Here is a 20,410-nt window from a genome sequence, read left to right on the forward strand (position 1 = left end):
TCTTTGCCGCCTGCGGCGTGGAATTGTTCGCGTCCCATAATGGCGATTTCTTCCATGGTTTCGAGGCAGTCGGCCAGAAAACCGGGGCAGAATACGTCGAGTTTGGTTGTGCCTTGTTTCGGCAGCTGATCAAACAGGGCTTGCGTGCTGGGCTTGATCCATTGGGATTTGCCAAACTGGCTTTGGAAAGAAACGATGTATTCTTGTTCGGACAATCCCAATGCCTGCGCCAACAGCTTGGCGGTATGGTGGCACTCGTCAGGATAGGGGTCGCCGTCGTCGTGATGCTTTTGCGGAATACCGTGGAAACTCAACATCAGTTTTTCGCTGCGTCCGTTTTGAGCCCAATAGGCTTCAATATGCTGCTTCATGGCTTGAATATAGGCGGCATCGTCGTAATAACGGGAGACGGTGCGGACGCTCATTTGGTTGCGTTGCAGCAATAACTCTTGAAACACTTTGTCCAAAGCCGCGCCGGTAGAAGAACCGGCATATTGCGGATAGAGCGGAATGACCAGCAATTTGCCCACGCCTTGGGCTTTGAGTTCCGCCAAAACGTCGGCAACGCTTGGATTGCCGTAAGTCATGGCATGACGGACGATGACATCGGGCAAATGTTTGGCCAGGGCTTCTGCTTGGCGGTGTGTGTAAACCTCAAGCGGCGAACCTTCTTTAAACCAAACTTTTTCATAGGCATGCGCGCTTTTTTTCGGGCGAAAAGTCAATACCAAGCCGCGCAATATCGGTTGCCATAAGAGCTTGGGCAGTTCGACAACGCGTTGATCGGACAGAAATTCTTTCAAGTAAGGCTTGACTGCGGCAGCAGTGGGCGCGTCAGGCGTGCCGAGGTTGAGCAGCAGGATGGCGGTACGGTTTTGTGCGGTGTAGGCTAAGGGAGGTTCGATATGAAAACGGGACATGATTGTGCTTTATTAATGAAGAATATTGAGGCCGTCTGAAAAGCAGTTTGAATCCAAACCTGATTTCAGACGGCCTTTAAAAGGATTAATCCACACCGCGGGCACGGTTTTCATGGAATTGCGCCTGCCAATCGGCAAATTTGCCTTGTTCGATGGCTTCGCGCATTTCTGCCATGATGACTTGGTAGAAGTGCAGATTGTGGATGGTGTTGAGCTGTGCGCCCAAGATTTCGCCGACTCGGTGCAGATGGTGCAGGTAGGAGCGGCTGAAATTCTGACAGGCGTAGCAGGTGCAGCTTTCATCAATCGGACGCTTGTCGAGTTTGTGTTTGGCGTTTTTGATTTTCAAATCGCCAAAACGGGTAAACAGCCAGCCGTTACGCGCATTGCGGGTAGGCATGACGCAGTCGAACATATCCACGCCGTGTGCCACGCCATACACCAAGTCTTCAGGCGTGCCGACGCCCATTAAATAATGTGGTTTGTGTTCCGGCAGGATAGGGCCGACGGCGCGCAACATGCGGTACATTTCGGGCTTAGGTTCGCCAACGGACAAGCCGCCGATGGCCAAACCGGGGAAGTCGAGCTCTTCCAAACCTTTCAGCGATTCTTCGCGCAAATCTTCATACATCGCGCCTTGTACGATGCCAAACAGCGCATTCGGGTTTTTCAGGTCTTCAAAAGCCTTTTTGCTGCGTTCCGCCCAGCGGAGGCTCATTTGCAGCGATTTTTGCGCTTGGCTGTGTGTCGCTTCGCCCGGGGTGCATTCGTCCAACTGCATCACGATGTCGGAATTCAATACGGTTTGGATTTTCATCGACACTTCGGGGGAGAGGAACAGTTTGTCGCCGTTGATCGGGCTTTGGAATGTACAGCCTTCTTCGGTCAGCTTACGCATATCGGATAACGAAAATACTTGGAAACCGCCCGAGTCGGTCAAAATCGGCTTATCCCAGCCGATAAATTCGTGCAGGCCACCGAATTGTTCGATGACTTCCAAACCGGGGCGCAGCCACAGATGGTAAGTGTTGCCTAAGATGATTTGTGCTTTGATGTCATGCAGGTTTTGCGGGTTCATCGCTTTGACCGAACCATAAGTGCCGACCGGCATAAATACAGGCGTTTCGATTTTGCCGTGGTTCAGTTCCAAAGTGCCGCGTCGGGCATGACCGTCTTTTTTGTGTAAGGTAAATTTGAGCATAGTAATAATAGATTGGACGTTCGCGTGTGTGCGAAATGAAAGGGCAGATTATAAAGGATTTTTCGTTGGTTGACGGCTGGATTTTATCTTTGTCAAAACAATGTTTCAGACGGCCTGAATGATGAGGGAAATAAAAAATGAGGTATAAATCAAACAAAAATATTCAGGCCGTCTGAAAAGTATTTACAGATGCTTGCAAAAGGGAACACGCTTCGTTACAATAAGCGACCTAGATGAAGGCACATAGCTCAGTTGGTTAGAGCACCACCTTGACATGGTGGGGGTCGTTGGTTCGAGTCCAATTGTGCCTACCAAATTTCCATAACGGCTTTATGCCGTTATTTTTTAATGTTTTGGAGCTTTCTGATGTTGAACATTACCTTGCCGGACGGTTCGGTCCGCCAATATGAATCACCCGTTACCGTGGCGCAAATTGCAGCGTCTATCGGTGCAGGTCTGGCAAAGGCAACGGTAGCGGGCAAGGTTAACGGTAAATTGGTGGACGCTTGCGATCCGATTGCCGAAGATGCTCATGTTCAAATCATTACACCTAAAGACAAAGAAGGCGTCGAAATTATCCGCCACTCCTGCGCGCACTTGGTCGGTCATGCGGTCAAGCAGCTCTATCCTGATGCCAAAATGGTTATCGGCCCGGTAATTGAAGACGGGTTCTATTACGATATCGCAACTGAAAAACCATTTACGCCTGATGATGTGGCCGCCATCGAAGCGCGCATGAAAGAGTTGATTGCACAAGACTATGACGTTATTAAAGTGATGACGCCTCGTGCAGAAACCATCAAAATTTTCCAAGATCGCGGCGAAGAGTACAAATTGCGTCTGATTGAAGATATGCCTGAAGTGGAAGCAATGGGTATGTATCATCATCAAGAATACGTCGATATGTGCCGCGGCCCTCACGTTCCCAATACCCGTTTCTTGAAAAACTTCAAGCTGACCAAGTTGGCAGGCGCATACTGGCGCGGCGACAGTAACAATGAAATGTTGCAACGTATTTACGGTACGGCTTGGGCAAGTAAAGACGAATTGAAAGCCTATATCCAACGCATCGAGGAAGCGGAAAAACGCGACCACCGTAAGCTGGGTAAACAATTGGATTTGTTCCACCTGCAAGATGAAGCACCGGGCATGGTGTTCTGGCATCCTAAAGGCTGGGCTTTGTGGCAAGTGATTGAGCAGCATATGCGCAAAGAGCTGAATGCTGCCGGTTATAAAGAGGTGAAAACGCCTCAGATTATGGATAAAACCTTCTGGGAAAAATCCGGCCACTGGGAAAACTATAAAGACAATATGTTCGTGACCAGTTCCGAAAAACGCGAATACGCGGTTAAACCGATGAACTGTCCGGGTCATGTGCAAATTTTCAATAACGGCTTGCGCTCATATCGCGATTTGCCGATGCGTTTGGCTGAGTTCGGTTCTTGCCACCGCAATGAACCAAGCGGTGCGTTGCATGGTCTGATGCGTGTTCGCGGTTTTGTGCAGGATGATGCACACATCTTCTGTACTGAAGATCAAATCGTTGATGAGGCACGTGCATTCAATGAATTGCTGGTTCGCATTTACAAACAATTCGGCTTCCATGATGTTGCCGTGAAGTTGTCCCTCCGCCCAGAACAACGTGCAGGTTCTGACGAAGTTTGGGATAAAGCCGAACAAGGTCTGCGTGATGCATTGACCGCTTGCGGCGTAGAGTGGGAAGAATTGCCTGGCGAAGGCGCATTCTATGGTCCTAAGATTGAGTACCATGTCAAAGATGCCTTGGGTCGCTCTTGGCAGTGCGGTACCCTGCAGTTGGACTTCGTATTGCCGGAGCGTTTGAATGCCGAATATGTAACTGAAAACAACGATCGTGCGCGTCCTGTAATGTTGCACCGTGCTATTTTGGGTTCATTGGAACGCTTCATCGGTATTTTGATTGAAAACCATGCAGGCTCATTCCCATTGTGGCTTGCACCGGTTCAAATGGTGATTATGAATATCACCGAGAACCAAGCAGATTATTGTCGCGAAGTGGCTGCTAAATTACAGGCAGCGGGCTTCCGTGTCGAATTGGATTTGCGTAACGAAAAAATCGGTTACAAAATCCGTGACAACAGCCAATACCGTTTCCCTTATCAAATCGTCGTCGGCGATAAAGAGAAACAAGAAAACAAAGTTGCGGTACGCCGCAAAGCAGAAGACTTGGGTTCTTTGAATGTAGATGATTTTATTGCACAATTGCAGCAAGAAATCACTGACGCCCTCGTCAATCATTAATTTTTATAGGAGTATTCATCATCGCTCAAGAACGCGAAGCACGAATCAATGGTGAAATTACCGCCAAAGAAGTGCGATTAATCAGTGAGTCAGGCGATCAGCTTGGTGTCGTTTCAGTTCGTGAAGCTCTGGCTATGGCCGAAGAGCAAGATGTCGATTTGGTAGAAATTTCCCCGACTGCCAAACCGCCCGTATGCAAACTGATGGATTACGGTAAATACAAATACCAACAAGCCAAGAAGCGCGACGAAGCCAAGAAAAACCAAAAGCAGGTACAAATCAAGGAAATTAAATTCCGTCCGGGTACTGATGAAGGCGACTATCAAATCAAGATGCGCAACATCAACCGCTTCCTCGCCGATGGTGACAAAGTCAAAGTGACATTACGTTTCCGCGGTCGTGAGATGGCTCACCAACAATTGGGTGCCCAACTGCTTGAGCGCGTAAAAGAAGAGTTGGCTGAAGTGGCACAAATCGAGTCCTTCCCTAAAATGGAAGGCCGCCAAATGGTGATGATGATTGCGCCTAAGAAAAAATAAAGCTATAATGCAAACCTTATTTCGATTGCCGCTCGAAATAAGGTTTAATTAGCGGCAAAAAACGTGGTATTTTGGGTTCCAAGTGTTTGAAATTTATTTCAAAACCCCTTATACCTTATCTAATAACGAATGGAGTTTTCCAATGCCTAAAATGAAAACCAAGTCTAGCGCGAAAAAACGCTTTAAAGTACTGGGTAACGGTGGTGTAAAACGCGGTCATGCGTTCAAGAGTCACATCCTGACCAAAAAAACCACTAAAACTAAACGTCAATTGCGCGGCACCGCTATGGTTGATTCACGCGATTTGGCTTCTGTTGCTAAAATGTTGCCCTACGCTTAAGGAGTTTAGAATATGCCACGCGTAAAACGCGGTGTTACCGCTCGTGCTCGTCACCAAAAAGTCTTCGCGTTAGCCAAAGGCTACCGCGGTCGTCGTAAAAACGTTTACCGTGTTGCCAAACAAGCGGTAATGAAAGCCGGTCAATACGCATACCGTGACCGTCGCCAACGCAAACGTCAATTCCGTCAACTGTGGATCGTTCGTATCAACGCGGGTGCCCGTGAAAATGGTCTGTCTTACAGCAAATTCATGAACGGCCTGAAACGCGCTGCTATCGAAATCGACCGCAAAGTATTGGCTGATTTGGCTGTATTCGACAAAGCTGCATTTGCACAATTGGTTGAAAAAGCTAAAGCTGCTTTGGCTGCTTAATTCGATAAGATTATTTAAAAAGGAAGCTTATGCTTCCTTTTTTCTTTTCTTAAAGAAATCCTATGTAGTTGATTTTCTTTCTTTAAACTCTATTTTTTTATACTAATTTGCGATAAAATAGGCCTCTCTTATCAAACGGATTGGCCGCAGTAAGACAAAAGGCCGTCTGAACGGGTTTGAAATCAAATCCAACAGACGGCTTTGTTGTTTTAGACGGCCTGCCATCAACAAACAGACGATAAACCACTATGGAAAATGTAAACCGTATCGTTGCAGAAGGTATTGCCGCTATTGAAGCCGCGCAAGACTTCAATGCTTTAGAACAAATTAAAGCACGCTATCTTGGTAAAACCGGCGAATTGACCGGACTTTTGAAAACTTTGGGTCAAATGTCTCCTGAAGAGCGTAAAACCATAGGTGCGCACATCAACGAATGCAAAAATCAGTTTCAGACGGCCTTTAATGCCAAACGCGATACCCTAAATGAAGCCAAGCTGCAAGCTCAATTGGCTGCAGAAGCATTGGATATTACTTTGCCGGGCCGTGCGCAAGAACATGGCGGTTTGCATCCAGTTACTTTAACTTTGCAACGTGTGGTCGAGCTGTTTCACGGTATGGGTTTTGAAGTAGCGGACGGCCCTGAAATCGAAGACGATTTCCATAATTTCCAAGCCTTGAATATTCCTGCAAATCACCCAGCGCGTGCGATGCAAGATACTTTCTACGTTGAAAACGGCGACGTTTTGCGCACACACACTTCGCCTATTCAAATCCGCTATATGCTCGACAAAAAAGAGCCGCCTATCCGCATTATTGCCCCCGGCCGCGTTTACCGTGTAGACAGTGATGCCACTCACTCGCCTATGTTCCATCAGGCTGAAGGTTTGTGGGTAGAAGAGGGTGTGACTTTTGCCGACTTGAAAGCTGTGTTTACTGATTTTATCCGTCGCTTCTTTGAACGTGATGACCTGCAAGTGCGTTTCCGTCCGTCTTTCTTCCCGTTTACTGAGCCTTCAGCTGAAATCGATATCATGGGTGAAAATGGCAAATGGTTGGAAGTAGGCGGTTGCGGTATGGTACATCCTAACGTGTTGAAAAACGTCAATATTGACCCTGAAAAATATACCGGTTTCGCCTTTGGTATCGGTCTTGACCGCTTCGCTATGCTGCGTTACAACGTGAACGACTTGCGCCTGTTCTTTGATAACGATTTGAACTTCTTGAAGCAGTTTAAATAAATTTCAGATGGTCTTTTGATAGGCCGTCTGAAAAGTGAATAGATATTACTGATTTCGTCTGATAAAAATTTGTTTCAGACGGCCTGATAGTAGAGAAAATAATATGCAATTTCCTTATTCATGGCTGAGAACCCAAGCCAATCCTGATCTTTCTGCCGATAAACTGGAACATCTTTTGACCATGGCCGGTTTGGAAGTGGAAGAAATCGATACTGCTGCCCCTGCTTTCAGTGGTGTGGTTGTTGCCGAAGTGAAATCCGTTGAGAAACATCCTGATGCAGACCGTTTGAACGTTACCCAAGTTGATGCCGGTACGGGTGAGTTGGTTCAGATTGTTTGTGGTGCGCCGAATGTCAAGCCGGGTATTAAAGTGCCGTGTTCGTTGCCGGGTGCCGTTTTGCCGGGCAATTTCAAAATTAAGCCGACTAAAATGCGTGGTGTACCATCAAACGGTATGTTGTGTTCGACCAATGAACTGGGTTTGCCTGATGATGGTGTAGACGGTCTGCATATTCTGCCTGAAGATGCGCCTGTCGGTACTAATATCCGCGAATACTTGGATTTGGACGATACGCTGTTTACGTTGAAAATTACGCCTAACCGCGCTGATTGCTTGAGTGTTAAGGGCATTGCGCGTGAGGTTTCTGCGTTGACTCAATGTGCGTTTACGCCTGTTGAAATTCAGACGGCCTCTATCGGCAGTGAGAAAAAACAGGCTGTCCGTATTGATGCACCGGCTGACTGTGGCCGTTTTATCAGTCGCGTGATTGAAAATGTCAATGCGAAAGCGGCTACCCCTGATTGGATGAAACAACGTTTGGAGCGCAGCGGTATCCGCAGCATTTCCGCATTGGTGGACATCGGCAACTATGTGATGTTGGAAATCGGTCAGCCTATGCACGTTTTCGATGCTGACAAGCTGTCAGGCAGTTTAATTGTCCGCCGTGCTCAAAATGGCGAGACTTTGGCGTGCCTGAACGAGAAGACGGTTACTTTGGCTGATAATACACTGGTGGTCGCTGATGAAAAAGGTGCGTTGAGCTTGGCCGGCTTGATGGGCGGCGAGGCAAGCGCGGTTTCAGACGACACGCGAAATATTGTACTGGAGGCTGCTTGGTTTGCTCCGGAGATTATTGCCGGTAAATCCCGTCAATACGGTTTTGGTTCGGATTCTTCTTTCCGTTTTGAGCGTGGCGTGGATTACCGCTTGCAAGCTGACGCTATTGAGCGTGCTACCGAATTGGTGTTGCAGATTTGCGGTGGTGCAGCCGGTGAAATGGTTGAGGCACAAGGCAAATTGCCTGAGGCAAAACAGGTTGAATTGCGTTTAGGCCGTCTGAAAATGGTATTGGGTGTTGAAATCTCTGCCGAGCAAGTCGAAATTATCTTGCAACACTTGGGTTTGCAGCCTGAGAAAACCGCAGAAGGCTTCCGTGTTACTTCTCCTAGCTTCCGTTTCGATATCGAGATCGAAGCTGATTTGATTGAAGAAATCGGCCGTGTTTACGGTTATGAAAATATTCCTGACGACTATACTTCAGGCCGTCTGAAAATGTTGGCTTTGCCTGAAACCAAACGCCCACGTTTTGCGGTTTATAACGAAATGGCGGCACGCGGTTACCGCGAAGTGGTCAGCTATGCGTTTGTGGATGAGCAATGGGAGCAAGATTTTGCTGCGAATACCAATCCTATCCGTCTGCAAAATCCGTTGGCAGCGCAGTATGCCGTCATGCGTTCTACGCTTATCGGCGGTTTGGTGGAAGTTTTGCAAAACAATTTGAACCGTAAGCAAAACCGTGTACGCGTGTTTGAAATTGCCCGCGTGTTCAGCAAAGGTTCAGACGGCCAGTTTGTGCAAAACGAACGCATCGGCGGCTTGTGGTACGGCGCGGCGATGCCCGAACAATGGGGCGAGAAAACGCGCAACGCGGATTTTTACGACATCAAGGCAGATGTGGAAAATCTGTTGAAAAACAAAGATGTGAAATATCTTTCCCCTAAGCCGACATATCGTGAGAAAAATATTGTAGAGAAAAATACTGATATTGAAGCGAATACAGTAAGTGGTGCAAAAGCAGGAGCTGTTATAGGTGGTATGGCAACAGGACTATCCAGTCTTATAGATGTATTTGATGGGAAAAAAACTCTTGGTGAGGCAGTACGAAATACCGTTGGTGGGACATTAGCAGGAGGGATTGCTGGTGGGATGGTTGGCAATCTTGTTGGTCAGGAGGAAGCGGGAAAAGGTATCCCATATTTAGAAAGCATGGAATATGCGCATCCTGCATTGCATCCAGGGAGAAGCGCATTCATCGTTGTGAATAATGCGATTGTTGGTTTTCTTGGAGAATTGCATCCGAAATGGCTGCAAAAATATGATTTGCCACAAGCGCCGCTGGTATTTGAAATCGATATGGATGCGGTATTGGGTCGTGAGAAAACCCGTTATCAGTCCGTATCCAAATTCCAACCTGCACGCCGAGATTTGGCATTTGTAATGCCTGAAGCTGTGACGCATGATGATTTGTTAAATGCCCTGAAAGCGGCGGCGAACAAGTTGGTTCAAGAAATCAGCGTGTTTGACGTTTACCGCGGTACGGGCGTGCCTGAAGGCATGAAGAGCGTTGCTGTCAAAATCATTTTGCAAGATATGGAAAACACGCTGACAGATGAAGTCATCGAGCCTTTGGTTGCGAAAATGATTAAAGCGGCAGCTGAAAAAGACGCACAGCTTCGCGCTTAACATAAGACAAAAGTTGTCGCCAAAAATCGCCAATAATATTTGATTTTTTGGTGAGGACTTGATTTTTAAAAGAATTTTGGTAATAATTGCACCAGTTTGAATGAAGGTAAACACATGACACTAACTAAAGCAGAATTGGCTGATATTTTGGTCGACAAAGTCAGCAACGTCACCAAGAATGATGCCAAAGAAATCGTCGAGCTCTTTTTTGAAGAAATCCGCAGCACTTTGGCGCGTGGTGAAGAAATTAAAATTTCAGGTTTCGGCAATTTCCAATTGCGCGACAAACCTCAACGCCCTGGCCGTAACCCTAAAACAGGCGAAGAAGTGCCGATTACCGCACGCCGTGTGGTGACTTTCCATGCCAGCCAAAAACTCAAAGGCATGGTGGAGCATTACTATGACAAGCAACAATAATCCGGTTATTCCTGCCAAGCGTTATTTTACGTTGGACGAGATGTGCCAATTGGTGCAAATCAGTCCGGCTCAGTTTGCCCAATGGCAACATGAAAATAATGTTGTGATTGGATACGGTGGCGATCGATATACGCGCTCAGATGTGGTTAAGTTGTTGAAGCTTAAAGATACGTTTGAACCATATATTGATACGTTCAGCCGTGGCGCTTTGGATGCAAACGGCAATCCTGCCGCCAATGCGGAAGAAGTGCGTCATGGTCTGATGCAGATTTTGTCTGATTTGGAGCATCATCTGGGTTCTGAACAACAAAATCACCATGTCGAGCTGTAATCGATAGGGAAAGTTTAATCAAAAGTGCGAAGGCATACAAAGATTTGCATAATTGATTCTAATAAAGGCTGTTTGAATGATTTTCAGACGGCCTTTATTGTTTTATATTGCTTTCAAAATATCAGAATCTTGATTGCAAATGATTCTATGAAATAGCCGTAAATGTTATACTTAGCCTCTTGTTTGCCGATTGGGAAGAAACAGTCATTAGATAATGCGGATAGATGCCGCCTTTTCATGGCAGACTGAGGTTTTTAAAATAAATGTAACGGCAGAACAAACAGGCTGCCGGACAACATTCAAATCGATGAAATGGATAGCAGAAAATGAGCAGAATCCAACAAACTTTCTCAGCGCTCAATGGCGCAAAAGCACTGATTCCTTATATTACGGTGGGTGATCCCAGCCTTGAGATAACCTTGGCATTGATGCATAGCTTGGTGGCTAATGGTGCTGATATTTTGGAACTGGGTGTGCCGTTTTCTGACCCTATGGCGGATGGCCCGACTATTCAACGTGCGGCTGAAAGGGCGTTGGCAAATCATGTTTCTTTGCGCGACGTATTGGAAACAGTGCGCTTGTTCCGCCAAACCAATGATAAAACGCCGGTTGTGTTAATGGGCTATTTGAACCCAGTACATAAAATGGGTTATCAGGCGTTTGCGCAAGCAGCTGCCGAAGCAGGCGTAGATGGCGTGTTGACCGTGGATTCTCCGGTAGAAACCATTGCTCCTTTACATGAGTCGTTGAAAGCGCAAGGTATTGATTGTATTTTCCTTATTGCGCCAACGACAACTGAGGAGCGTATTCAAACGATTGCCAAAGTAGCCGGCGGTTTTGTGTATTATGTATCGCTCAAAGGTGTAACCGGTGCGGCAAGTTTGGATACTGAAGAAGTTTCGCGTAAAATAGAGCTTTTGCGCAAATACATCGATATTCCGATTGGTGTCGGCTTCGGCATCAATAATGCGGAGAGTGCGCGTAAGATTGGTGCGGTGGCGGATGCCGTTATTGTCGGCAGCCGTATCGTCAAAGAGATTGAAAGCCTCGCGGGTAGCGAGGCTGAAGCAGTAGGCGCGTTGGTTAAAGAGTTGAAAGACGCGATTCGCTAAATTTTTTCATTCCATTGTTTCAGACGGCCTTACGTTCAACAGGCCGTCTGAATTCTGAATCCTAAGGAGTCATTCATGAGCTGGCTAGATAAAATTCTTCCTCCGAAAATTAAAAACCGAAGCAGTTCGTCCAGCGTCCCTGAAGGTCTGTGGCACAAATGTCCGTCTTGTTCGGCAACGGTTTACTCAACCGAGTTGAAACAAAACAGCGAAGTCTGTCCGAAATGTAACCATCACAATCCGCTTTCTGCGCGCGAACGTTTGGACCTGCTTTTGGATGAAGAAGGCCGTGAAGAGATTGCAGCCAATATTAAACCGACAGACCCGCTGAAATTTAAAGACAGCAAGAAATATACGGATCGCCTCACTGCTGCGCGTAAAGTAACCGGCGAGGACGATGCTTTGGTCGTTATGAAAGGCACCATGAACGGCCTGCCTGTCGTGGTGGCTGCTTTTGAATTCCGCTTTATCGGCGGCTCCATGGGTTCGGTAGTGGGTGAACGTTTCGTGCAGGGTGTACGCCGTGCTGTTGCAGATAATTGTTCGTTTATTTGCGTGGCGGCTTCCGGTGGTGCGCGTATGCAGGAGGGTTTGAACTCTTTGATGCAGATGACGAAAACCAGCGCGGCTTTGCATTTGCTGACTGAAAAATGTCTGCCGTTTATTTCCGTATTGACCGACCCGACCATGGGCGGCGTATCTGCCAGCTTTGCCTTCTTGGGCGATGTGGTTTTGGCAGAACCGAATGCTCTGATTGGTTTTGCAGGTCCGCGCGTTATCGAGCAGACTGTACGCGAAACCTTGCCGGAAGGTTTCCAACGTGCAGAATTTTTGTTGGAGAAGGGCGCAATCGACCAAATTGTCGATCGTCGTTCCATGAAAAAACGTATCAGCGATTTGATTACTTTGTTGCGTCATGAAGGTAAAGTAACCGCTGCTTGATGAGCACAATAAGAAAGGCCGTCTGAAAATAATATTTCAGACGGCCTTTTTGATTATTGATGATTAAGCAGTCAATGCGGCTTTCAAAACCTTGTTGACTTCACCCATGTCGGCTTTTCCGGCCAGACGGGTTTTCAGTACGCCCATGACTTTGCCCATATCGGCCATGCCTGATGCACCGGTTTCTGTAATGGCTGCTTCAACGACAGTCTTGATTTCTTCTGCAGACATCATTTGAGGCAGGTAGCGGTTGAGGATTTCGATTTCCGCGTTTTCTTTGTCAGCCAAATCTTGACGGCCGGCTTCGGCATAGATTTTGGCACTGTCTTTGCGTTGTTTCACCATTTTGGTCAGGATGGAGATGACTTTGGCGTCATCAGCTTCAGTACGCTCATCTACTTCAAATTGTTTGATGGCGGCATTAATCAGGCGGATGGTGCTTAAAGACACTTGGTCTTTGGCACGCATGGCGGTTTTCATGTCTTCAGTTAATTGTGTTTTTAGGCTCATAATGTTCTCACTTTATATAAAAAGATGCCGTCTGAAAAACAAAACACACCGCAAAGCTGCCCTTGCGGTGTGTTGTTTATCACAGGGCAGGCCTGTAATTAATACATTTTAGGAGGCAGTTGTTGGCTGCGCAGACGTTTTTGCAGACGTTTGGCTGCAGCAGCTTTTTTGCGTTTGCGTTCGGTAGTTGGTTTTTCGTACGCTTCACGGGCGCGCAACTCGGTCAACAGACCGGTTTTTTCTACGGCACGTTTGAAACGACGCATGGCACCTTCAAATGGTTCATTCTCTTTAACACGAATAGCAGGCATTTTATTTCCTTTAAATTTTGTTTAATCAAACCGTTTTAAGAAATAGAGGACGGTTTGTCATAATGGGGTAGTTGTTGTATCGCTGGTTTGCCTAGGGCAGGGCGGGATACGCGCCGTGATGTAAACATCACCTCCTAACAAGTCGGCTTTTGCCGTGCAAGTGACCTTTTCGGTCAGAAACAATCGGGAGATTATCTTATAAACCCGATAGTCTGTCAAGATTGCAGGCCGTCTGAACGTTTGATTCTGTCTCACTTTTCAGACGGCCTATTTGGTTTTAATAACGACCGGGAACCGTACCCATACGTTGTTTCAACGAAGTCTGCGGCTCATTGAACAATGACGCGTAATAAGTTGCGTTGGTCATGACTTTTTTCACATAGTCGCGGGTTTCGGTGAATGGGATGGTCTCGGCATAGATTGCGCCTTCCAAAGGCGAAGAAGCCTGCCAGTTGCGGGCGCGGCCGGGGCCGGCGTTGTAGCCTGCGGTAGCCATTACTTCGTTATTTTGCAGGCGGCGTTTGGCATCTGCCATGTACCAAGTACCCATGCGGATGTTGCCGTCCATAGTGTAGAGTTCGCTACTGCTCATACCGATTTTGCCGGCGATTTCGCGGGCGGTTGCAGGCATGACCTGCATCAGGCCTTGTGCGCCGACGCTGGATTGCGCGCCCATGACAAAGCGGCTCTCTTGGCGAATCAAACCGTAAACCCATGCAGGGTCAACGCCTGCCTGTGCGGCATAGCGGACGGTCAGGTCTTTAAACGGAGAGAGGTAGCGCAGCTTGTAGTTGAGTTTGTGATCGGTACGGTCGGCACTGTTGATTGCCATGTCGTAGAACTGGTTGTCAAAAGCGACTTGTGCGGCAGTCAGCAGGTTGTCTTCATTGAAGTCGCGGGTGGCAAAACGCCATTCTGCCTGTGCCTGACGGCGCATTTTGGAGTCGCCGTTGCTTTGGCTGTTTTTAAACAGAACCAATGCGCGTTTGATGGCGCCGTCTTCGCTCATGCGGCGGACGTCTCTGGCATCGGCATCGGAAACGTTGTTGCGCGTATTGATGCGGCGGCCCAATTCTTCACCTGCCATTACGGCGTAGAAATTGCGGCCGGAAGCGGCAGCTTTTTCATACATTTCTTTGGCTTGGCTGCTTTTGCCTTGTGCGGCAAAGCTGCGGCCCAGCCAATATTGCCATGTCGGGTCTTTTTGCAGTTTTTCAGGCATATGCTGAATCACGCTTGCCAATTCGTCCCAACGTTGCAGGCGCAAAGCGGCGCGTGCGTACCATTCTAATTGTTCGTCGGTCAGTTGCTTGCGATCGGAAACGCGGCCGTAGTAGCTCAAAGCAGTCGGCATGTTTTGGCTTTGTGCATGGTAGTGGCCCAATACGCCCCATGCGAAGCTGCGTTGTTCGCGGCTGAGGCCGGATTCCATGTCGGATAGGGTGGCGGCGGCAGAAGCGGATTTGCGTGCATCTTTGCCGATCACGCTCAACAGGCTGTATTCGGTCGCACCTTGCGTGCCACCTTCAAAGGGGCTGCCCAATGCGGCGGCGAGGTTGCGTGCATCTGTGGTTTGGCTGTTGCTCAACAAGCCGCGCACGCGACGCCATGCGTCGTTGGTGTTCAGACGGCCTGAAGCTACCGCGCTTTCAACCAAGCGGGTACAGCCGGCAGGCAGTTTGCCGGTCACGCGAACCAGCTCGGCGGCTTTGCTGTAATTGCCGCTGCTCAAATCGGCATAACATTGCACTTCTTGTGCGACGCCGGCGGCGTTCAATTTACTGAATTCTTGACGGAACAAATCCCATTGGCCGCGCGCGCCCAAGGTTTTCAGCCATTCGTTGCGGACGTTTTCAGCCATTGCGCTGTCGCTGGCTTGGGATAAAAATTGTTGTACCCAAGCATCGTCGCCGCGTTTGGCGGCATCGATGGCGCTTTGGTATTGGCTGTAATCGGATAGGATTTTGGATTCGCTGTCGGCGCGGCGTGAAGGAATAGAAGTAGATTTAGGCTGAACGACGGTTTCGGTATTCGAAGCAGTCGGTGTGTTTTGGGTGGCGCACGCCGATAAAACAGCGGCGGTAATCAAGCTGAGGGAGAGAGGGAAAAGACGTTGAACGTTCATTGGATACCGTGTCGTTTTTATAATCAAAATAACTGCTTATTTTAAATGAATTATGCGGAATAACCGAATTACAAACTGATATTTACATTTTCAAAGCCAGGAAATGATTAAGGCCGTCTGAAATATGAAACACTTTTGAGGTATTCCTAATTCAGACGGCCTTTTATGAAGGAAGTCGTCAATCGGGTTTGTGTTCGATATAGTCTTGCGGTTTGTCGGCTTTGTTGGTGCGCGTAACCGTATATTCGCCTTCGATAATGTCTTCATCATCTTTGGCGGAGCTGTAAGTCTGGCGGCTTTGGAAAGACTGCGTAGAAGAAACGGCCGCGTTACCTTTAAATGGAATCAGCAAGAGCAGGGCAACGGCGGTTGAAATAAAGCCGGGGCTGAGCAGGAAAACCGCGGCGGCAGTATAGCGAATCGGCCACAGCATCTGATAGAGGGAAATGTTTTGTCCGCTGCGGACGGCTGCGCCTGCGAGCAATAAGCCGGAGATGCCGGTATGGCGCAGCATAAAGATACCGCTGATAAAGCTGAGAGCCATCAAAAATAGCGTCCAACCGCCGCCAAGCCAGTCGGCAACCCAGACGATGGACATGATTTCCAAAAAGATTAAAACCAAAAAACCGATTCCAAAATACTGCATAAGTGTTTGTTCCTTCATTCAACGGATAGTGTCGATTGTGTTTTATCTAGATAAAGATAAACCTTATTTTTTCAAGCAAATGCTGTGTGAAAAAGGGTAAACGGGTGATGAGGCCGTCTGAACGGAGATATAAAGAAGGCAGATGTTTCAGACGGCCTTTAGATATTCTATCGCATCACATTGTTCCAATCACTTTCAAAATAACTGACGAGAATTTGGTTGTTCAAATAATTTGCTTCAACCTTGCGCCTTGCCATATCGGACGGAAAACGGAACATTTCGGCAACGGTCTGGGCATTAAGATAGCGGGTGGGTACATCGAATTTTTGCGGAATGGGGAAGTTTTGGTCGAAGCCTGCCAACACAAATCCCCATTCGCCAAAGGAAGGGACGTAAACATGATAGGGCGCAGTATTCAACTTGGCCGCTTCGAGGGTGGCAACGACCGACCAGTAGGCGTTGGGGGCGAAGTAGGGCGAGGTGGATTGGACGACGATTTTGCCCTGCGGCTGAAGATGGCGGGCGACGAGGCGGTACATGGGGACGGAGTAGAGTTTGCCCAGCGAGAAATTGGACGGGTCGGGCAGGTCGATGATGATAACGTCGAATTTTTCAGACGACCTTTCCAGCCATTTGGCGGCATCGTCGTTGACGACGTGCATTTTGGGATGGGACAGCGAACCTTGGTTGAGCGCGCTCAAGGTGGCAGAGGTTTTAAAGGTGGCGGTCATGTCGGGGTCGAGATCGACCAAAGTAACATTTTTGATCTGCGGATATTTTAAGACTTCGCGTGCCGCTAATCCATCGCCGCCGCCAAGAATCAGGACGCGTTCGGCGTTCGGCACCATCTGCATGGCAGGCAGAACGAGTGCTTCATGGTAACGTGCTTCGTCGCGTGAGGAGAATTGCAGGTTGCCGTTGATATAGAGGCGGGTGTCGTCTTTCCAGCGTGTAACGACCAGCCGTTGGTAGGGCGAATGGCTTTGATAGACGACGGGGTCGCCGAAATAGCTTTGTTCGGCTTTGAAAGAGATACGGTCGGCGTAGACGAAGGCGGCGGCGAGGACGGACAAGACAATCAGCGCGCGCAGGCAGATGGCGTGGTAGCGGGGTAATTCGGATTTGAATACACGCGCGGTCAGATAGGCGACGGCGGCGTTGAAAATGCCAAACAACAAGGCGGAACGTGCCATGCCGAGTTTGGGGGCGAGCAGGAGCGGGAAGAGCAGGGAAACGGCAAGTGCGCCCAAATAGTCGAAGGTCAGGACTTTGGAAACGAGTTCTTTAAATTCCGCCCCTTTTTGGTTTAACACACGCATGACCAAAGGAATTTCCATGCCGACAACCATGCCGACAATCAGTACAAAAGCGTAGAGCAGGGTGCGGAACGGGGCAGCGGATAAACCGAAGGCCACAAATAATGCCAGCGCGGAAATGCCGCCGATGATGCCGACCAGAAGTTCGATTTCGATAAAGCGGTGCAATACGTCTTTATCTTTAATGTATTGGGTCAGGTGTGCGCCGATACCCATTGAAAACAGATAAAGCCCGATGACGGAGGAAAACTGCAAAATACTGTCGCCCAAAAGATAGCTTGCGAGCGCGGCAATGATGAGCTCGTAAGCGAGGCCGCAGCTGGCGACGATAAAAACGGAGATGATGAGGGTGCGGTGGGCGTTCATGATGACGTTTTTGTTGCTTGAGTGTGGGCAATGTAATGATTTTTAAGGTGGGCTGCAAGTTTATTTATAGGATGTAGAAAAGGCCGTCTGAACGAATTGTTTCAGACGGCCTTTAATCTGTCAGGCATTAATAGCGGTGTTTAAATACCATGCCCACTGCGTAAGAAGATTTTTTCGGCAAATCTTTGTCGTATTTCGGATTGACGTTTTCTTTCAACCAGCCGGCGCCGAGTGTGGCAGTTGTCCGTTTGGAGAAGCTGTAATCAGTGCTGACGGCAACGTGTTTGTAGTCTTCGCCGATAGAGCTTTTACCGTAGGCGAAGCCGATTTGAGGTTTGAAATTGCCTACTTTGTATGAGCCGGACACCATAAACTCTTTGGTGTTGTTGATTTCTTTGTCGTAAGAACCAGCTACGTTGCCTGCCGCATCTTTCCATACGCCCCAGCAGCTGAAGCCGTCACAAGTGTTTTTGGCGTATTGGAACGCGGCATCGACGGAGATTTTGTCTTTGCTGTATCCGGCCATGAATGCATGGGCTTGGAAGTCTTTGGTTTCGGTCGGAGAGTCGTTGGGTGCGTATTCGGCAGCGTAGTGGGCGTTAAAGCCGTTGTTTGGGTGGTTGTAGTCCACACCCCAGCCGAAAACCCAGTCGCCGTCACGTTTTTTGTCCGGATTCCAGTCGTTGTTGTTGCGTGCGGCATTGGAACCTGGGGAAACGTTGAATTTGAATTGGAAACCGTTTTTCCAAGGAGACTCATAAGCCATAGAAACGCGACGTTGGCCGAAGCGGGAAATTTTGCCGAATTCCAAAATCGAGCTGTTGGTGTCGAACGGGTTCAGATAAATGCTGTTCATGGGCGTACTGATGTAACCCATTTTGACGGTGCCAAGGTTTTTGTAGCTGTTGAGAGCGACGTATGAGTCGGCAGTACCCCAGCCGCCCCAGCGGTCGGAATCGAAGTAAATAAAGGAGCCAAGTTGCCATTTCAGCCATAAGTCGTTGTTGAGTCGTACTTCATCGGAGAGATAAAGACTGGAACTTTTATCGGAAATGGTTGTATTGGTGACGCCGGTTTTATTGTTGTGTTCGACCTCGGTCATGATGTATATGGTACCGTTCATTTTAGGTTCGGCGTGGGCGATGCTCATGGAAGAGCCAATGAGGGTAATGGCAACAAAACAAGATAACTTGTTCATTTTGTTCTCCTTTTATGTCTTTTTCTTAATTGGGGACGGGAAATTCGGATAATCTTATTTGACAAATTATAAAAAATCAATACATTTGTAATTTATCGTAGGATAAATTGAAAAATAGTTTTCAGTTACGTATTTTTGTGTTAATTTGCCAACAATCTTGGATGGCTCACTATTATCCTGATGGAATATGTGGTTTAAAACACTATTTTCATGACTTGAAATAGACGATTTAACTGCATTGGAAAAATTCTAACTAAATGTAGTCGAGTGTAGTTTGAATAATCAGGCCGTCTGAAAAAGAAGAATACCCAAAAAGAAGGAATGAAATATGGCCGGAAAAACCTATCCGCTGTTGGCTGCATCATTGGCTGCCGTATTCGCGTTGTCGGCGTGCAGCCGCGATGTCAAGCCTGCTCCTGAGTTTAAACGTACCGATTATGAGCGCGTGGTGGTCAGCAACGGCGTCGAGCCGGGTACGCTGGATCCTCAGATGAGCGGCGATATGGCGGCTGGTGCGATTATCCGTCAGTTGATGGATGGTTTGGTCGGTACGGATGCCGAAGGTAAAACCATTCCTGCTTTGGCGGAAAAATGGGAGAGCGAAGGCGAGCGTGTTTGGACCTTCCATCTGCGTGATGCTAAATGGAGCAATGGCGATCCGATTACTGCCGAAGATTTCGTGTACAGCTTCCGCCGTCTTGCCGATCCGGCCACCGGCGCACCTTTCGGCAGCTATTTGGTCGATGCACAAGTGGAAAATGCGGAAGATATATTAAACGGCAAAGCCAAGCCTGAGACATTGGGCGTCAAGGCGTTGGACGCGAAGACCCTGCAATTTACGCTGATTGCGCCCGTGCCTTATTTCCCCGATATGCTGATTCAGCAATTCACATTTCCGGTTCACCGCGCCACTGTTGAAAAATATGGCAATAAGTGGACACAGCCCGGTCATTACGTTTCCAGTGGCGCTTATCTTTTAACGGATTGGAAAGTCAACAGCCACATCAATATGGAACGCAATCCCAATTATTACGATAAAGACAAAGTGGCCATTCCGAAGGCGGTTTTCTTATCAGGCAGCGGCGAGTACAACCGTTATCGCGCCAATGAAATTGATGTGACTTACGGCATTCCCAGTGATCAGGTCAAAGTGGCGGATATTGAGTTTCCGGGACAAGTGAAACGTACAACTTCTTTATGTAGTTGGTATTTGGAGCCGAACCACGAAGCAGCGCCGTTTAACGATCCGCGCGTCCGCAAGGCGCTCAATATGCTGACGCGCCGCGACATTGTCGTCAAAGTGGGCGGCCGTGGCGATACGCCTGCGTTCCAATTGACGCCGCCGCAAATGCAGGGCGTGATTCCTGTTTACCCTGAGTGGAAAGAGTGGACGCCTGAAAAACGCATCGAAACTGCGCGCAAACTCTTGAACGAAGCAGGCTACAACGATGACCATCCGCTTGAGTTCGATATTTTGTACAGCACCAGCGAAGCGTCCAAAAA

Annotated in this window: 18 protein-coding genes, 1 tRNA gene and 2 pseudogenes; 13 read left to right on the forward strand and 8 right to left on the reverse strand. The window is 48.2% G+C overall.

Annotated features, from left to right (window positions below; all coding sequences use genetic code 11):
- Positions 1–920 (reverse strand): ferrochelatase (hemH, locus tag ACTHSP_RS08680; protein ID WP_440345964.1); only part of this gene is annotated, 920 nt, incomplete at its 3' end.
- Positions 921–1,005: 85 nt separating this feature from the next.
- Positions 1,006–2,121, reverse strand: coding sequence for a tRNA guanosine(34) transglycosylase Tgt (gene tgt, locus ACTHSP_RS08685; protein WP_003745960.1), 1,116 nt, complete (start codon positions 2,119–2,121; stop codon positions 1,006–1,008).
- 237 nt (positions 2,122–2,358) lie between these two features.
- Here tgt and ACTHSP_RS08690 point away from each other — a divergent pair.
- The 12 genes and pseudogenes from ACTHSP_RS08690 (at position 2,359) to accD (ending at position 12,435) form a co-directional block, all read left to right on the forward strand.
- Positions 2,359–2,435 (forward strand) — tRNA-Val (locus tag ACTHSP_RS08690).
- Between the two features lie 52 nt (positions 2,436–2,487).
- Entirely contained in the window at positions 2,488–4,401 is a 1,914-nt protein-coding gene (gene thrS / locus ACTHSP_RS08695) for a threonine--tRNA ligase (RefSeq protein WP_049329260.1), read from the forward strand.
- A gap of 17 nt (positions 4,402–4,418) precedes the next feature.
- Positions 4,419–4,940 (forward strand): translation initiation factor IF-3, encoded by a 522-nt coding sequence (gene infC, locus ACTHSP_RS08700; RefSeq protein ID WP_079453677.1) that lies wholly within the window; start codon positions 4,419–4,421, stop codon positions 4,938–4,940.
- A gap of 142 nt (positions 4,941–5,082) precedes the next feature.
- Positions 5,083–5,280 carry a 50S ribosomal protein L35 gene (gene rpmI / locus ACTHSP_RS08705; protein WP_003675505.1) on the forward strand — a complete coding sequence of 66 codons (198 nt, stop codon included), beginning with the start codon at positions 5,083–5,085 and terminating at the stop codon, positions 5,278–5,280.
- Positions 5,281–5,292: 12 nt separating this feature from the next.
- A complete protein-coding gene (rplT, locus tag ACTHSP_RS08710; protein ID WP_003675502.1) occupies positions 5,293–5,652 on the forward strand; it encodes a 50S ribosomal protein L20 in 360 nt (119 codons plus the stop codon).
- A 248-nt stretch (positions 5,653–5,900) separates the two neighbouring features.
- Positions 5,901–6,890, forward strand: a complete 990-nt coding sequence (gene pheS / locus ACTHSP_RS08715; RefSeq protein ID WP_049351161.1) for a phenylalanine--tRNA ligase subunit alpha — start codon at positions 5,901–5,903, stop codon at positions 6,888–6,890.
- A gap of 103 nt (positions 6,891–6,993) precedes the next feature.
- Positions 6,994–8,886, forward strand: a pseudogene (gene pheT, locus ACTHSP_RS08720) (phenylalanine--tRNA ligase subunit beta); the annotation flags it as partial.
- A 261-nt stretch (positions 8,887–9,147) separates the two neighbouring features.
- Positions 9,148–9,633: pseudogene (locus ACTHSP_RS08725) on the forward strand (phenylalanine--tRNA ligase subunit beta); the annotation flags it as partial.
- 114 nt (positions 9,634–9,747) lie between these two features.
- On the forward strand, positions 9,748–10,050 hold the full coding sequence (locus ACTHSP_RS08730) for an integration host factor subunit alpha (protein ID WP_003680933.1): 303 nt from the start codon (positions 9,748–9,750) through the stop codon (positions 10,048–10,050).
- A complete protein-coding gene (locus ACTHSP_RS08735; RefSeq protein ID WP_049351162.1) occupies positions 10,034–10,381 on the forward strand; it encodes a hypothetical protein in 348 nt (115 codons plus the stop codon). The genes ACTHSP_RS08730 and ACTHSP_RS08735 overlap by 17 nt, the downstream gene beginning before the upstream one ends.
- A gap of 326 nt (positions 10,382–10,707) precedes the next feature.
- The gene (gene trpA, locus ACTHSP_RS08740) at positions 10,708–11,493 is read left to right on the forward strand and encodes a tryptophan synthase subunit alpha (RefSeq protein WP_049351163.1); all 786 of its coding nucleotides are present in this window, start codon (positions 10,708–10,710) and stop codon (positions 11,491–11,493) included.
- A 75-nt stretch (positions 11,494–11,568) separates the two neighbouring features.
- Positions 11,569–12,435 (forward strand): acetyl-CoA carboxylase, carboxyltransferase subunit beta, encoded by an 867-nt coding sequence (gene accD, locus ACTHSP_RS08745; protein WP_049351164.1) that lies wholly within the window; start codon positions 11,569–11,571, stop codon positions 12,433–12,435.
- 63 nt (positions 12,436–12,498) lie between these two features.
- On the opposite strand, the gene ACTHSP_RS08750 is transcribed toward accD, so the two are convergent.
- The 6 genes from ACTHSP_RS08750 to ACTHSP_RS08775 all read right to left on the reverse strand — a co-directional run bounded on the left by ACTHSP_RS08750 (position 12,499) and on the right by ACTHSP_RS08775 (position 18,907).
- On the reverse strand, positions 12,499–12,945 hold the full coding sequence (locus tag ACTHSP_RS08750; RefSeq protein ID WP_049351165.1) for a GatB/YqeY domain-containing protein: 447 nt from the start codon (positions 12,943–12,945) through the stop codon (positions 12,499–12,501).
- Between the two features lie 98 nt (positions 12,946–13,043).
- On the reverse strand, positions 13,044–13,256 hold the full coding sequence (gene rpsU, locus ACTHSP_RS08755; RefSeq protein WP_440345965.1) for a 30S ribosomal protein S21: 213 nt from the start codon (positions 13,254–13,256) through the stop codon (positions 13,044–13,046).
- A 277-nt stretch (positions 13,257–13,533) separates the two neighbouring features.
- Positions 13,534–15,381, reverse strand: coding sequence for a transglycosylase SLT domain-containing protein (locus ACTHSP_RS08760; RefSeq protein WP_440345966.1), 1,848 nt, complete (start codon positions 15,379–15,381; stop codon positions 13,534–13,536).
- A gap of 178 nt (positions 15,382–15,559) precedes the next feature.
- A complete protein-coding gene (locus ACTHSP_RS08765; protein WP_049351167.1) occupies positions 15,560–16,027 on the reverse strand; it encodes an FxsA family protein in 468 nt (155 codons plus the stop codon).
- 167 nt (positions 16,028–16,194) lie between these two features.
- Positions 16,195–17,712, reverse strand: coding sequence for a polyamine aminopropyltransferase (locus tag ACTHSP_RS08770; RefSeq protein WP_318250411.1), 1,518 nt, complete (start codon positions 17,710–17,712; stop codon positions 16,195–16,197).
- Positions 17,713–17,836: 124 nt separating this feature from the next.
- Complete coding sequence (locus ACTHSP_RS08775) at positions 17,837–18,907, reverse strand: porin (RefSeq protein ID WP_070749640.1); 1,071 nt, start codon at positions 18,905–18,907, stop codon at positions 17,837–17,839.
- A 328-nt stretch (positions 18,908–19,235) separates the two neighbouring features.
- On the opposite strand from ACTHSP_RS08775, the gene ACTHSP_RS08780 reads away from it, so the two are divergent.
- The coding region (locus tag ACTHSP_RS08780) for a peptide ABC transporter substrate-binding protein (protein ID WP_440345967.1) at positions 19,236–20,410 on the forward strand (1,175 nt) is incomplete at its 3' end.

It is taken from the genome of Neisseria sp. P0001.S005 (genome assembly GCF_051963715.1).

What these genes read in the sequence shown, in the direction of transcription:
- pheS (WP_049351161.1), top strand. Translation starts at nt 5,901, where the DNA reads ATGGAAAATGTAAACCGTATCGTTGCAGAAGGTATTGCCGCTATTGAA.
- trpA (WP_049351163.1), top strand. Translation starts at nt 10,708, where the DNA reads ATGAGCAGAATCCAACAAACTTTCTCAGCGCTCAATGGCGCAAAAGCA.
- ACTHSP_RS08760 (WP_440345966.1), bottom strand. Translation starts at nt 15,381, where the DNA reads ATGAACGTTCAACGTCTTTTCCCTCTCTCCCTCAGCTTGATTACCGCC.
- rpsU (WP_440345965.1), bottom strand. Translation starts at nt 13,256, where the DNA reads ATGCCTGCTATTCGTGTTAAAGAGAATGAACCATTTGAAGGTGCCATG.
- ACTHSP_RS08730 (WP_003680933.1), top strand. Translation starts at nt 9,748, where the DNA reads ATGACACTAACTAAAGCAGAATTGGCTGATATTTTGGTCGACAAAGTC.
- accD (WP_049351164.1), top strand. Translation starts at nt 11,569, where the DNA reads ATGAGCTGGCTAGATAAAATTCTTCCTCCGAAAATTAAAAACCGAAGC.
- thrS (WP_049329260.1), top strand. Translation starts at nt 2,488, where the DNA reads ATGTTGAACATTACCTTGCCGGACGGTTCGGTCCGCCAATATGAATCA.
- ACTHSP_RS08735 (WP_049351162.1), top strand. Translation starts at nt 10,034, where the DNA reads ATGACAAGCAACAATAATCCGGTTATTCCTGCCAAGCGTTATTTTACG.
- rplT (WP_003675502.1), top strand. Translation starts at nt 5,293, where the DNA reads ATGCCACGCGTAAAACGCGGTGTTACCGCTCGTGCTCGTCACCAAAAA.
- ACTHSP_RS08765 (WP_049351167.1), bottom strand. Translation starts at nt 16,027, where the DNA reads ATGCAGTATTTTGGAATCGGTTTTTTGGTTTTAATCTTTTTGGAAATC.
- ACTHSP_RS08750 (WP_049351165.1), bottom strand. Translation starts at nt 12,945, where the DNA reads ATGAGCCTAAAAACACAATTAACTGAAGACATGAAAACCGCCATGCGT.
- tgt (WP_003745960.1), bottom strand. Translation starts at nt 2,121, where the DNA reads ATGCTCAAATTTACCTTACACAAAAAAGACGGTCATGCCCGACGCGGC.
- ACTHSP_RS08775 (WP_070749640.1), bottom strand. Translation starts at nt 18,907, where the DNA reads ATGAACAAGTTATCTTGTTTTGTTGCCATTACCCTCATTGGCTCTTCC.
- rpmI (WP_003675505.1), top strand. Translation starts at nt 5,083, where the DNA reads ATGCCTAAAATGAAAACCAAGTCTAGCGCGAAAAAACGCTTTAAAGTA.